Source organism: Aquimarina celericrescens, assembly GCF_042682765.1.
Classification (GTDB): domain Bacteria; phylum Bacteroidota; class Bacteroidia; order Flavobacteriales; family Flavobacteriaceae; genus Aquimarina; species Aquimarina celericrescens.
Genome location: NZ_JBHUHY010000002.1, coordinates 337,917 through 351,114, shown reverse-complemented (window position 1 = coordinate 351,114; position 13,198 = coordinate 337,917). Strand labels below are relative to the sequence as shown.

At 32.6% G+C, this 13,198-nt stretch carries 12 protein-coding genes; 11 read left to right on the top strand and 1 reads right to left on the bottom strand.

The genetic code is table 11. The features are described from left to right. Positions 1–51: 51 nt before the first annotated feature. Entirely contained in the window at positions 52–2,055 is a 2,004-nt protein-coding gene (locus ACFSJT_RS01560) for a right-handed parallel beta-helix repeat-containing protein (RefSeq protein ID WP_378318428.1), read from the bottom strand. Between the two features lie 377 nt (positions 2,056–2,432). Here ACFSJT_RS01560 and ACFSJT_RS01555 point away from each other — a divergent pair, with 377 nt between their 5' ends. From ACFSJT_RS01555 to ACFSJT_RS01505, 11 genes are all read left to right on the top strand, one after another. Beyond that, a complete protein-coding gene (locus tag ACFSJT_RS01555; protein WP_378318426.1) occupies positions 2,433–3,584 on the top strand; it encodes a glycosyltransferase family 4 protein in 1,152 nt (383 codons plus the stop codon). A 19-nt stretch (positions 3,585–3,603) separates the two neighbouring features. Then, positions 3,604–4,653, top strand: coding sequence for a sugar-transfer associated ATP-grasp domain-containing protein (locus tag ACFSJT_RS01550; RefSeq protein WP_378318424.1), 1,050 nt, complete (start codon positions 3,604–3,606; stop codon positions 4,651–4,653). Between the two features lie 18 nt (positions 4,654–4,671). Beyond that, positions 4,672–5,976 carry a phenylacetate--CoA ligase family protein gene (locus tag ACFSJT_RS01545; RefSeq protein WP_378318423.1) on the top strand — a complete coding sequence of 435 codons (1,305 nt, stop codon included), beginning with the start codon at positions 4,672–4,674 and terminating at the stop codon, positions 5,974–5,976. 20 nt (positions 5,977–5,996) lie between these two features. Next, positions 5,997–6,602 carry a sugar transferase gene (locus ACFSJT_RS01540; RefSeq protein WP_378318422.1) on the top strand — a complete coding sequence of 202 codons (606 nt, stop codon included), beginning with the start codon at positions 5,997–5,999 and terminating at the stop codon, positions 6,600–6,602. A gap of 19 nt (positions 6,603–6,621) precedes the next feature. Further along, positions 6,622–7,716, top strand: coding sequence for a hypothetical protein (locus ACFSJT_RS01535; RefSeq protein ID WP_378318421.1), 1,095 nt, complete (start codon positions 6,622–6,624; stop codon positions 7,714–7,716). Positions 7,717–7,740: 24 nt separating this feature from the next. Next, positions 7,741–9,237 (top strand): AMP-binding protein, encoded by a 1,497-nt coding sequence (locus ACFSJT_RS01530; RefSeq protein WP_378318420.1) that lies wholly within the window; start codon positions 7,741–7,743, stop codon positions 9,235–9,237. Positions 9,238–9,247: 10 nt separating this feature from the next. After that, positions 9,248–9,487, top strand: coding sequence for an acyl carrier protein (locus ACFSJT_RS01525; protein ID WP_378318419.1), 240 nt, complete (start codon positions 9,248–9,250; stop codon positions 9,485–9,487). A gap of 71 nt (positions 9,488–9,558) precedes the next feature. After that, the gene (locus tag ACFSJT_RS01520; protein ID WP_378318418.1) at positions 9,559–10,227 is read left to right on the top strand and encodes an acetyltransferase; all 669 of its coding nucleotides are present in this window, start codon (positions 9,559–9,561) and stop codon (positions 10,225–10,227) included. 79 nt (positions 10,228–10,306) lie between these two features. Next, positions 10,307–10,912 (top strand): sugar transferase, encoded by a 606-nt coding sequence (locus ACFSJT_RS01515; protein ID WP_378318417.1) that lies wholly within the window; start codon positions 10,307–10,309, stop codon positions 10,910–10,912. A 40-nt stretch (positions 10,913–10,952) separates the two neighbouring features. Then, positions 10,953–11,597, top strand: coding sequence for a NeuD/PglB/VioB family sugar acetyltransferase (locus ACFSJT_RS01510; protein ID WP_378318887.1), 645 nt, complete (start codon positions 10,953–10,955; stop codon positions 11,595–11,597). 3 nt (positions 11,598–11,600) lie between these two features. Beyond that, entirely contained in the window at positions 11,601–13,178 is a 1,578-nt protein-coding gene (locus ACFSJT_RS01505; RefSeq protein WP_378318416.1) for an FAD/NAD(P)-binding protein, read from the top strand. The last annotated feature ends 20 nt before the right edge of the window (positions 13,179–13,198 follow it).

The window sequence follows — 13,198 nt, the reverse complement described above, 5'->3', positions numbered from 1 at the left end:
CCAGAGAATTGTTGTGTTCTCTGGCTTTTGTTTTATAATTAATCTAAAGATTTAGATACAAGTATTACCACTTTCAGTAATAGCTGAAGGGTTACTAGAATTATTATTGATACATTGATATCTGTCACCACCGGTTGGCTCTGTAATCGAATTATTCAAAATAGATACGTTCGAATTACTACCAAATATTCGTATGCCATCACTACCATTAGGTTGGATTTTTGTATTTGCAGATATAACGATATCATTTGAATCTCCAATTTCGATACCACCTACAACTGAGTTACCACTAAATGTTACTCCATTTACCCTGGAAATAGTGATTTTATTTGCATTTAAGAATGTATTATCAGTTACGGTTGCCTTATACTTTAAAGACTCATCTGTTTGATTTACACCTGTAAAGTACACATGAAATCCACCACTTGCTGTAGTAATTTCATTACCTCTAACTTCACCATTATTGATAAATGTGTTTGTTGCAGTAATTCCTTTTTCGGTAACATTTAATACATTATCGATAACTCGGGTATCATTTGGTTTACTTAATTGTATACCATTATCGGTATTATTGATAATATTATCATGTACATACGCTTCGTTAGAACTAACCACTATTCCGGTTTTGTAACCAGAGATCTCATTACCACCTATTTCATTATTAAAAACAGTCTCACCCCCGCCTGCAGCAAAGATTGCCCAGCTCTCGGTACCAATTCCACCGGCATCAGCGTTGAATCTATTATTAAGAAACTTGGTTCCATTTGTAAGTGAGTATACCGCTCGAGTACCAATGTCGTTATTTTCTACCGTGATATCTTGTCCGATAGTCACAGTGATAAATCCACCTCTACTATTGGTTTCGGTATTTCCTCGAATATATGCATTAAATACTTTCTGTAATTCTAAGAGCTCTCCGGTATTCGCATCTCTTCTTCTGGCAGGCTCGATATTTATAGAATAGCCTACTTCACCTCCATCAGAGTTAGAAGATGGTTGGCCAGAGTTGATAAACGTATTATTTTCGATAAAAATTTCTCTACCATCTGTAAGAGAAATACCCATTCTTCTACTGTCTTCAAACAGACAATTTTTTATGGTCACATTTGTTGAAGGTTTATAATCTGCGGGATTTGTTGAAAAACCTTTAGAGTATATGGTAAGTCCACCTTTAGATCCTTCTATAAATTTAACACCGTCGACAACTACATTTCTTCCAGATTGGATATGCATACAATGACTTCCTTCTAGGCCTACATCATTAGGAGAATATTCACGTAGATCTCTATCGCCAATAAGATTCCCTCCTCGAACGACAACATTATCCACATCATTGATTGCTATAATTGCTCCGTTTTCTACTCCAGCTTCAGCCGGAAATGTTCTAAGGTATGTATTATCGGTCATCTCCATAGTAAAGTTCGAGGGTACATTGATTCCTTCTTTACTTGCTCTAAATGTTGTTATAGCCGGAGGGGTAATTTTAGTTATTTCGAAATAGGCGTCAAACTTGTCGATTTTAAAAGTATCTCCTCCTAACTCCTTTATAAAGAACATGAGATCTTCTAACTTTTTATTATTCTCTAAAGCGATGTCTGAAGTTGTAGTACCTTCTACAATATCCCATCGAGAGGCAAAAAACTTGAAAGTTGGACTAATTAATTGTATATCACCTTCTACTTTAAGTGTAGAATTAAGTAATTGTCCTGCAATTTTACCACCAGTACCAAAGTTGATGGTTCCGTTGATAATATCTCCTTTATCAAACTCAAGGGTAACGTTTTCAGGAACAGTAAAAGTTTCTCCTTCTAGATCTAAAACACAGTCGATAACTTTTGTTTCGTTAGCTGTAAGATCAGATAGTTTAAAATCACACGGCGTTGTTGCTGTATTATCCGGCGTGTCTGGATCTGGGTCTGGATTGGGATCCGGGTCTGGATCAGGATTTTCAATTCCATCAGGAACGACTTCTTCAAAATTTTCGTTGCTGCAGGATATGAAACAAAATGTCAAAAAAACAACAATGAGGTAATTGGGGGGCATAATCCTCTTCATAATACTAATAAATTTGGTTATAGAATTTAGTTTAAAAGTAGTACTCCTGCCATATATTATTTTTTGGTATTTGCAAATAAACGTAATTTCATCGGTACTATTGTGTGTTATATCGATAAAAATATGTTAAATAATTATTAAAAATAGTTATTTAACTGCCAATATACCAGCAAATTACGGAATAACCGTAAAATTTATACCAATTAAGGGGTTTTTCCCCGTATTCTTTCAATTCATTTAAGTTTATTTTTGAAATTCAATAATTCTTGATTTTTTATATGATAAAAGGTTATAGACTTCATGACAACTAGAAGTTATATCTATATTTGCAAACGAATTATTAGCGCAAAGATTATTTATACCGTTTGATTATTAATATGTACAAAATTATTCGTGTAACTACGATTCCCAAATCATTAGGAGGATTACTTAAGGGGCAACTTAAATTTATATCTCAGTATTATGAAGTATTGGGAATCTCTGGCAAAGGTGGAGACCGGTTAGAAAGAATCTCTAAAGAGGAAGGGATCAAAGTAATACCTGTAGAGATGACACGTAAAATAACTCCTATTCAAGATCTTAAGGCGGTCTATCAATTGTACAAGATTTTCAGAAAAGAAAGGCCAGATATTGTTCATAGTCATACTCCAAAAGCGGGAACTCTATCCATGATTGCTGCCAAATTAGCGGGCGTTCCTCATCGACTACATACCATTGCGGGACTACCTTTACTAGAAGCCAGAGGTAGTAAAAGAAAATTATTAGACGTTGTAGAGAAAGTTACGTATCGATGTGCTACCATGATTTATCCAAATTCATTTGGTTTAAAAGATATTATTATTCAAAATAAGTATACAAAAAAAGAAAAACTAAAAGTTATTGCCAATGGCAGTTCTAATGGAATAGATACTTCATTTTTTGATCCAGCAAAATATTCTAATGAGGAGAATCTTAAATTGCGAAAAGAACTCAACATATCATCAAGCGACATTGTCTTTATTTTTTTAGGTAGATTAGTAAAAGATAAGGGGATTAACGAATTAATAGTGGCGTTCAAAGAATTAAACCAAGAACATTCTAATTGTAAACTTCTATTGGTGGGTATCTTCGAAAATGAACTGGATCCTCTACTACCAGAAACAAATCACGAAATAGAAACCAATCCTAATATTATCTTTGCGGGATGGCAAAATGATGTAAGACCTTATTTTGCAATATCAGATATTTTAACCTTTCCAAGTTATAGAGAAGGTTTTCCGAATGTTGTTATGCAAGCAGCTTCTATGGGGTTGGCAAGTATTGTTACCGATATTAATGGATGTAATGAGATTATTAGAGAAGGAGAAAATGGGTTGATTGTACCTGTTAAGGATGAAAGGGCTCTATTAGAGAGTTTAAGGAGATTGGTAAATGACAGGGAATATAGAGATTCATTGGCTGCAAATGCAAGGGAATCTATTGTTAATAGATATAAGAATGACTATGTCTGGAACGAATTATTAAAAGAATATAAGTCACTTACAGACTAATACATTTATATCCTTGGGTATGAAAAGAAAATTAAAGTCGCTAAAAAACAGAATTGCAATTGTTATTAGTGATGATGATAAAAAGGGAGGTTTTCAAATTTTGAGGGAAGCTATTAATTTTTGGATTGTTAAGGGTGAGTTTCCCTACTTTTATTTTGGTAAATTTTTGTATCGAAAAGAGGTAAAGAATTATAAGGAGTATCTAAGTAGCAAAGAAGTAGATAAAATAACACTTTCTAAAAATCTTCACCATTTTCAATACGCGTCTCTTTTGAGAAATAAATTAGCTTTTGCCCTTCATATGGAAAGGAATAAAGTAGCTATTCCTTTATTGATCAGTTATAATTTGGGTCATAGGTTTTTCTATCAATCCAGTATGCACATTGTTAAAAATGTACCTAGTCTTATAAGTTATTTTGAGGGTATTTTCGATAAGACTGGAAAACATAAGGTTTTTGTCAAGATAATGGCCGAAATGGGAGGTAAGGGAGCTTATTTGATTACCAAAGAAAATCTAAAAAAAGAAATAAACGCTTATGCAGATCATATATTAAACAATGATTGTATTCATCAAGATGTTATTGAACAACACCAAGATATTAATGTCATCTATCCCCATAGCATAAATACAATAAGATTTGATAGTTATCTTGATAAAAAGGGCACTATTCATATACTTTCAGCATTTATGCGTTTTGGGGCTGGTGGCGCTGTGGTTGACAATAGTAGCTCTGGTGGGATGTTTGTTCGCGTGAATCTTGCAACTGGAAAATTACAAGGTAAAAGCTATCGACAATTGAAATATGGAGGTAGAAGATTAGCAGCGCATCCCGACACAAATATGGTGTTTAACGATTTTCAAATACCATATTTTCTTGAAGCATGTGAGCTTGTAAAAAATGCTGTTTCTGTAATTCCTGATCGATATATTGGCTGGGATATTGCTATTACACCTTCAGGTCCTGTGATCGTAGAAGGAAATGATAATAATTCGCTAATTGCACCAGATATTGCATACGGTGGATATTTAGGACATCCCTTATATGCAGAAATCATGGATGAAGCTTGATAAATAAAAAAAACCAAAATGAATTTTTTTGAATTACTAAGAAATAAAATGTTCTGGTGGATCGACAGAATAAAAGGAGGTAAGAAACGAAATCATTATGATGATATTAAGTTCATTAATGAAAACCCTACATCTTCAGAAGCAATCGATCTTAAAAAGAAAAGACTACAAAATATCTTAAATCATGCGGTGAGATCTACATTGCATTATAGAGAATTACAAAACTTTGATTCTATTCAGGATTTTCCGGTAGTAAATAAAAATATAATTAGAGATAATTTTGAGAGATTTCAGTCAGAATTGTATAAAGATAAACCAAAATTTACTGTTAGTACAAGTGGGTCTACAGGTACGCCATTTAAAGTGCATCAAAATATAGACAAACGTATTCGTAATATGGCAGATACCATATACTTTTCAGAAAAGGCGGGATTTACTATTGGCAATCGACTTACATATTTCAGGATGTGGAATGCATTTGAAAAGAAAGGGTTTATCACGCAGATGTTACAGAATATTGTACCCGTTGATGTGTTCGAAATGAAAGAAAAGAACCTGATCGATGGCATTGTAAGGGATTTGTCAAAAAGTAAGTCTACCAATAGTTGGTTAGGATATGCATCTGCGTATGAAGAAATATGTAAACACTTAGATCGCAAAAAATCGTCTTCAATCTCGTGTAATCTCAAATCTGTCATAGCAATGTCAGAACGGTTGAATGATTATACCAAGGAAAGTATATATAAATATTTTAGTGCCGAAGTAGTTTCGAGATATTCTAATGTAGAAAACGGAATTTTGGCACAGCAACCGCTGGGAAATAAAAGGCATTTTGAAATCAATGAAGCGAGCTATTTCATAGAAATTCTAGAAGTAGACTCAAATAAAAGGGTAGAAGATGGCAAATCCGGAAGAATAGTAATTACCGATTTGTTTAACTACAGTGTGCCAATGATACGATATGATACTGGGGATATTGGAGTTAAAGACACTTTGGACTCTAAGAATATATTGAAGGAAGTAAATGGTAGAAAAATAGATCAAATCTACAATACAAAAGGAGAGATCATATCTATTAATCTTGTTTTGTTGGTCAACAATTATCCAGAGTTAAAACAATGTCAACTTATTCAAAAAGCGGCTGGTACATATCACTTTAAACTGAATACTGACCATAAATTTGAGAGGGAATATGAGTTTATTAACGAATTTAAGGAGTATTTGGGCGAAGATGCTCAAATCACTATAGAATATGTTGATGAAATTCCGTTACTTGCATCGGGAAAAAGAAGGGTTATGGTCAACGAAATGATAAATTCATAAGTAAGTAAATAGTTCAAGTTGTGTATAGATTATTTATCAAAAGGAGTTTGGATTTTTGTATATCATTAATTTTATTAATTATTATTTCTCCTATATTTGTACTTCTTATTATTTTTCTTGCTTTTGCCAATAAAGGAAAACCATTTTTTATTCAAAAAAGACCAGGCAAAGACGAAAAGATATTCAGTATAGTAAAGTTCAAGACCATGAATGATAAAAAAGACAAGCATGGAAACTTACTCCCTGATAAAGAAAGGTTTACAACTGTGGGAAATTTTATAAGAAAAACATCGTTAGATGAAATCCCCCAATTGATTAATGTATTAAAAGGCGATATGTCTTTAATTGGTCCCCGCCCATTAATCATAGAATATCTCCCCATTTATAATAAAACACAAAAAAAACGTCATAATGTGCGACCTGGTATTACGGGTTGGGCCCAGGTTAATGGTCGTAATTCTATAGCCTGGAAAAAAAAATTCGAATATGATGTGTGGTATGTAGAACATTTCAACTTTTTGCTTGATCTTAAAATAATAGGCTTGACACTTAAAAAAGTTTTGCAAAAAGAGGATGTAAATCTTTCTGAAGAACAAACTTCAGAATATTTTAATGGTAATAATTAGTGTATTGTAGATTAAATAAATGGCAAACCTTGAAGTAATTGGCTTGACAAAAAAAATGTTACGCCAGGCAATCGACCAAAATACATATTGGGAAGATACCCTTGCTCCTATGCCAAAGAGCAAAGCATTGTGGTTAATTTCTAATAATCGTATAGAAGATAATGATTATTGCGGTGTGATAGGGTACGAAGACAAAAAAATGATCTCTTTTATCTTTATGTTTCCGGATATAGTGAATACAGGCTTTAATAAAACCAATAAGGCATACTGGATGATCGCTTGGTGGGTGCATCCTAAATTTAAAGATACCGTATTGGGAACCTACATCTATAATGAAGCGGTAAATTTTGCAGATCAACAAATACTTATAAAATCATATGCAGAAAATGTAACTACTTTTTATCAAAAACAACCGTTTACAGTAATAGCTTCCAGATTGAGACATACTATATTTTTTAGTCTGGATTCAACAATGCTTATAGGAAGATTTAGATTCCTAAAATCTTTCAAGTTTCTATTGGAAAGAGTAGATGCATTGACTTACTCTATGATAAAATTACTTAATAAATCTAGATTTAAGAAAAACACAAAGACCCTTTCTTATGATTATATGTCTCATATAAATAATGATACTTGGGAATTCATAGAACCTCTTTGTAAAAAAGATCTGATCCATAAAACCAAAGATTATATCAACTGGCAAATTGATAATAGTCAGTATATGCAAACTCCTGTTTCTAGTAAATTTCCTTATAAAGCATTACAAACCGGGATTAGTAATAACATACACATTCATAATTTAAATGTGATTAAAGACAGTGAGATCATCGCTTTTATCTCTTACATCATTAATTTTAATGAATTCAATGTGAAGTATTTTCTGGTAAAGGAAGAGGATAACTATGACCTTTGTGTTGACGCGTTGATGGAGAATTTTTATAAGGTAAAAACAAAGTTTATCTTCACAGATGACACCACACTATCAGACAATATAACTAAAAGATATAAAACCATTTTTACACATAGAGTTCTTAAAAAAGGATTAGCGCATAACAAAACTAGATTAGATCCTGAGAATTATACAATGTTGAATAGAGATGGACATTTTTATTAAACCAATTGTTGAACCAACCACACTATGAAATTTGTAAAGAAACTACAAGAATCTATAGAAAAACATTATGATCATAATGTTTTATGCATTAATAATACATTTTATACGTACAGAGATTTTGCTCTCGAGGTATCTAAGATTAGGAACGAGGTCGATAGAACAACTAATGATTCTGCAAAATTAATTGGTTTGGTAACCAATGACGATATTCAAACATATGCTAGCATTATTGCACTGTGGTTAGAAGGAAAAGCCTATGTGCCTGTTAATCCAGATACACCAGTAGAGCGTAACACGAAGATTTTTGAACTGACAGAAACCAAATATGTTATAGACTCATCTAAAACATCGGTTTATAATGAGTACGAAGTTATTGTTTCTCATTCTATTCCAGAAACAACCATAAATTTAGAACCTAAGAATATTTCTGGTGATGATTTGGCCTATATTTTATTTACTTCTGGTACCACTGGTTTGCCAAAAGGAGTGCCTATTACATTCAATAATGTTGCTGGTCTTGTAGATGCAATAGAGGCTGAACCTGAATTTAATTTGGTTCCTTCAGACCGCTGTTTACAAATGTTCGAGCTTACCTTTGATTTTTCGGTGGTTACTTATTTATTTCCGTTGTTAGCGGGCTCATGTATCTATACAATACCCAAGGGAGCAATCAAGTACTTTTATATTTTTAAATTGATAAAAGAGCAAAAACTTACGGTACTTACCATGGTGCCATCAATTATCAATTATTTACGTCCGTATTTTCCCGAGATTGATGCTCCAGATGTAAGATATTGTAGTTTTGGAGGAGGAGCATTGCATAGTGATATAGCAAAAGAGTGGAGTAACTGTCTTCCAAATTGTAAGATCTTTAATTATTATGGCCCTACAGAATTTACAGTGTATAGTGGATTTTATCCTTATCATAAAGAAACACATACAAAAGCACACAACGGTATAATAGCAATTGGTACACCACAAAAAAATACGTCATATCTTGTTGTAAATGAAAATAATGAAGAAGTACCAGTAAATGTTTCTGGTGAGTTATGTCTTGCAGGTCCACAAATCACTCCTGGATATTGGAAAAATGAGGAAAAAAACACTCAAAGCTTTTTTACCATAGAACAAAATGGAAAAGAAGTAAGATATTATAAAACAGGGGATCTTTGTTTCAAAGACCAAGAGGGAGATTATCTTTATGTGGGAAGAGCAGATTTTCAAGTCAAAATAAGAGGATATAGAGTAGAACTTACTGAAATTGAGTTTCATGCAAAGGCGAAATCTGACAAAAAAGTGAATATGGTCGCTTTAGATATCATCAACAAATTAGGTAATGCCGAATTAGGATTGGCGATTGAATCTGAAGAATTTGATACCAAAAAAATATTTGATCATATGAAAACAAAAATGCCCGATTATATGATACCGATGCATGTGAGATTTGTTAAAGAATTCCCGCATAGTATCAACGGAAAAATAAATAGGAAAGAATTAAAAACATATTTTGACATTAAATAAACGATCAATAATGAGTAGAGAAGAAATTTTGTCTAAAGTTAAGGAAGCCTTTATAACAGTATTAGAACATGATAATTTTGAACTTAGAGATGAGACCACGGCAGATGACGTAGATGGATGGGAATCGGTTACCCATATGATGATAATTACAGAGGTAGAAAAGTCATTTGGTATAAAATTTAAATTAATGGATTTGATGAATATGAATGATATTGGAGATCTTTTGAATACTATTAAATCCGAATTATAAGTAATTTGATATTAGTCATATTCTTTGTTTCCTAAAAATCATATACTTGATGAATTTTTAAGATATAAAAGATGGATAAAGTCCTAATCATAGGTGCATCTGGTCATGCCAAAGTAATTATTGAAGTGGTAGAATTTAATAAACAGTATAAGATCTTTGGTTTAATTGATTCTTTTAAAGAAAAGGGAGGAAAATTAATGAATTATGAAATTTTGGGGTCAGAGGATATTATTCCCAACTTAGTCAAACAAGGTGTAACCAAAGGAATAATAGCTATCGGAGATAATTGGACTCGATATCAATTGCATGCCAAAATTAAGAAATTGGCTCCAGATTTTGAGTTTGTTACCATAGTTCATCACTCTGCAACCATTAGTGTAAGCGCAAAAATTGGTAAAGGAACTGCGATCTTGGCTGGAGTAAAGATTAATACGCATGCCCAGGTGGGAAACTTTTGCATTTTAAATACAAATTCAAGTTTTGGTCATGATTGCAAAATGGAAGATTTCTCTAGTATCGCTCCTGGTGTAACTGTGGGAGGTAACGTGAAAATTGATTTCTGTACAGCAATTTCCTTAGGAGCAAATATTATTCAGGGGATCGATATTGGTAAACACAGTATAATTGGTGCGGGTTCATTAATAGTACACGATGTAAATGATTTTAAATTAATTTATGGTGTTCCAGGGAAGGAAATCAAGACCATTGAAAAAGGTGAAAAATATATATCCAAATCATAGAATAGAAGATATAAATCTGTTTCAGCTTAAAGAAAAAAAGAATAGAAATGTTATTACATTCAAATTTTAAAAATAACCCATGTATAATCCATTTTTAAAACGTTTATTGGATTTTATCGCTTCATTTACCGGGATCTTATTGCTCTCCCCAATTATTATTGTGCTTATTATAGTATTGGCTATAGTTAATAAAGGAAAACCTTTTTTCTTTCAGTCTCGTCCCGGTAAAAAGGAAAGGATATTTAAGATTATAAAGTTTAAGAGCATGAACGATAAGAAAGATGAACATGGAGAGCTGCTTCCTTTTGAAGAAAGGATTACAGGCGTTGGGAAATTTATTAGAAAATATTCTTTAGATGAGATTCCTCAATTGTTCAATGTATTGAAAGGAGATATGAGTCTAATCGGTCCCCGTCCACTTTTAGTGAAGTATCTACCACTTTATAATGATTTTCAAAAGAAAAGGCATAATGTTAGACCTGGAATAACGGGGTGGGCTCAAATCAATGGAAGAAATACAATATCGTGGGAACAAAAATTCAAGTTAGATGTTTGGTATACAGAGAATATAAGCCTTAAGGTCGATGTTAAAATTATTATTTTAACCATTAAAAAAGTAATTTTTAAAGAAGATATTAATAGTGGTAAAAACTTGAATATGCCTACTTTTACAGGAAATAATTAATCATATGAAATTTTAATCACAAAAAACTTAATTTTTGCAAGTGAAAAATGCAGTAATTATCGGGGCGGGAACACAGGGACAAGTTTATGCTTCTTACCTTAAAGAAGCTGGTGTTGATATCATCGGTTTTATTGATGATAATCCGGACCTGCAAGGAAACATGGTATTGGGTATTCCCGTTTTAGGTAAATACAAAGACTTATTTCTGAAAGAGTTCAAAGATAAAATTCAGGATGTATATTGTCCAATCGGAGTAAACTCTGTTAGAGTAGAATATTTATCCACATTAAAAAAAGAAGGATATGGAATTCCAGGATTTCTACACCACACTGTATCCATTGCACCAGATGTTACCATAGGAGAAGCAGTGTATATGCTTGCGGGTAATATTGTTATGCCGCATACTACTATAGGTAATTATATTATGATCAATATGGATAGTACAATTGCACATCACGTAACTTTGGAAGATGGCGTATTTATGTCTTCTGGTGTCAATATTGGTGCTTTGATACATGTTAAAGAAAAAGCATATATAGGAATGGGAGTTACCGCTATGACGGGTATAAACGAAATAGGAAAAGATACTTTAATTGGTGCTGGAACTGTTATAATTAAAGATGTTCCAGACTATACTACAGTAGTGGGTAATCCTGGAAGAGTCATTAAAACCAAACAATTATAATTCATGGGGGCTGAAATTAAAACCAACACATCTGATATTACTTTTATTGGTTCGGGAATCTCATCATCGTTTACGATTTTACATTTTTTAGATGGTATTGAGGTCAACAATGAATCAAAAAAGAAAATAAGTATAACTGTCATAGATAAGTCTCAAGAGTTTCATACGGGGATACCATATGGTGTTCGATCTGGGTTTTCAGTACTTCTAATAACATCGTTGAAAAACTTTTTGCCAGAACCAGAATTAAGTAAATTCGTTAAATGGCTTAATAATAATAAAAAGTGGCTATTAGAAGAGTTTAAAAAGGATGGTGGGAAATTGTCTCTTAATTGGATTTCTAAACATGCAGAGAAAATAGAAAACAATGATTGGGAAGACCTTTTTATCCCCAGACGATTTTTTGGATGCTATATCGATCAAAAAGTCAAAGACAGATTAGAAGCGTTTACGAAGACGGGGCAGGTACAGGTAAATTATGTTACGGGAGAGGTTCTTGATCTGGAAAAGGATAAAGATAAATATATAGTGTCTTTAGAAGATGATAAGACTATTTTATCAGAGAAAGTAATTCTTTCTGTAGGATCACTTCCTGTTAATTATTTATGGAAAGATGAAACTCTTATAGAAGAAGATAGTTTATTGTTTGTAAACGATCCTTATCAACCAGAACTAAAAGAGGTTTTGAATAAAATTGAAAGTTTCATTGAAAAAAATATAAACAAGAAACCAAATGTTCTCGTGGTAGGAGCAAATGCCAGTGGGCTTGAAATGCTGTATAAATTAAATGATAACCATAAAATAAAGTCAGGTGTCAATAATTTTACTGTCCTTTCTACACAAGGTTTGATGCCGGATGCTGTAATTGACTTTGAAAAAAGAAAAGAGTATACTCCCTTCAACTTGCAAGCTTTAGCCGGTAAAAATACTTTAACAGCAAAGACTATTGCAGAGGCAGCCTTTAAAGATCTTGATTATGCAGATGAAATTAATTTGGGAGCTGCATCTACCGTAGAAATTATTTCAACAGCTTTTGGGTCATTATTGGGTAAGCTTGATCATGAAGAACTAAAAAAATTCGCTTGTCTTTATGGTAATGAGATCGGAAGAAGACAGCGTTGCGCTGGATCTCATTATTCTAAAATCATAGACGATCTTCAAGAAGAACATCGTTTTGATCATATTGCAGGAAGATTTAGCAATATTAGAAAAAATGAAAATGATGAATACTTGTTGGAGTATCTAGATACAAAATCAGGAGAAAATATGATCCTGGAGAATCCCGTCCATTTGGTCATTAATTGTATTGGCAGCACTAATTTGTCTAAGGATAATGTTCCTATACTATTAAAAAAATTAATGGAGAAGGGATACTGCAAATCGAATGAATCAAAAATTGGTTTCGAAGTAAATGAATCTCTCGAATCTTCAGAAAACTTACACATCATAGGACCTTTACTGGCAGGAAATATTTTTGAAGGAAAGGCAGTGTGGCATTTAGAACATTGTGGTAGGATTATTTGGTTATCACGTGTATTGTCTGAGAAAATGAACAACTATTTTTTTAAAAAAGTAAATTAAAACTAACCCCTAGTCATAAT

Bases quoted from the DNA above. Each gene is read 5' to 3' on its own strand.
- ACFSJT_RS01560 (WP_378318428.1), bottom strand. From the start codon at position 2,055: ATGAAGAGGATTATGCCCCCCAATTACCTCATTGTTGTTTTTTTGACA.
- ACFSJT_RS01555 (WP_378318426.1), top strand. From the start codon at position 2,433: ATGTACAAAATTATTCGTGTAACTACGATTCCCAAATCATTAGGAGGA.
- ACFSJT_RS01550 (WP_378318424.1), top strand. From the start codon at position 3,604: ATGAAAAGAAAATTAAAGTCGCTAAAAAACAGAATTGCAATTGTTATT.
- ACFSJT_RS01545 (WP_378318423.1), top strand. From the start codon at position 4,672: ATGAATTTTTTTGAATTACTAAGAAATAAAATGTTCTGGTGGATCGAC.
- ACFSJT_RS01535 (WP_378318421.1), top strand. From the start codon at position 6,622: ATGGCAAACCTTGAAGTAATTGGCTTGACAAAAAAAATGTTACGCCAG.
- ACFSJT_RS01530 (WP_378318420.1), top strand. From the start codon at position 7,741: ATGAAATTTGTAAAGAAACTACAAGAATCTATAGAAAAACATTATGAT.
- ACFSJT_RS01525 (WP_378318419.1), top strand. From the start codon at position 9,248: ATGAGTAGAGAAGAAATTTTGTCTAAAGTTAAGGAAGCCTTTATAACA.
- ACFSJT_RS01520 (WP_378318418.1), top strand. From the start codon at position 9,559: ATGGATAAAGTCCTAATCATAGGTGCATCTGGTCATGCCAAAGTAATT.
- ACFSJT_RS01515 (WP_378318417.1), top strand. From the start codon at position 10,307: ATGTATAATCCATTTTTAAAACGTTTATTGGATTTTATCGCTTCATTT.
- ACFSJT_RS01505 (WP_378318416.1), top strand. From the start codon at position 11,601: ATGGGGGCTGAAATTAAAACCAACACATCTGATATTACTTTTATTGGT.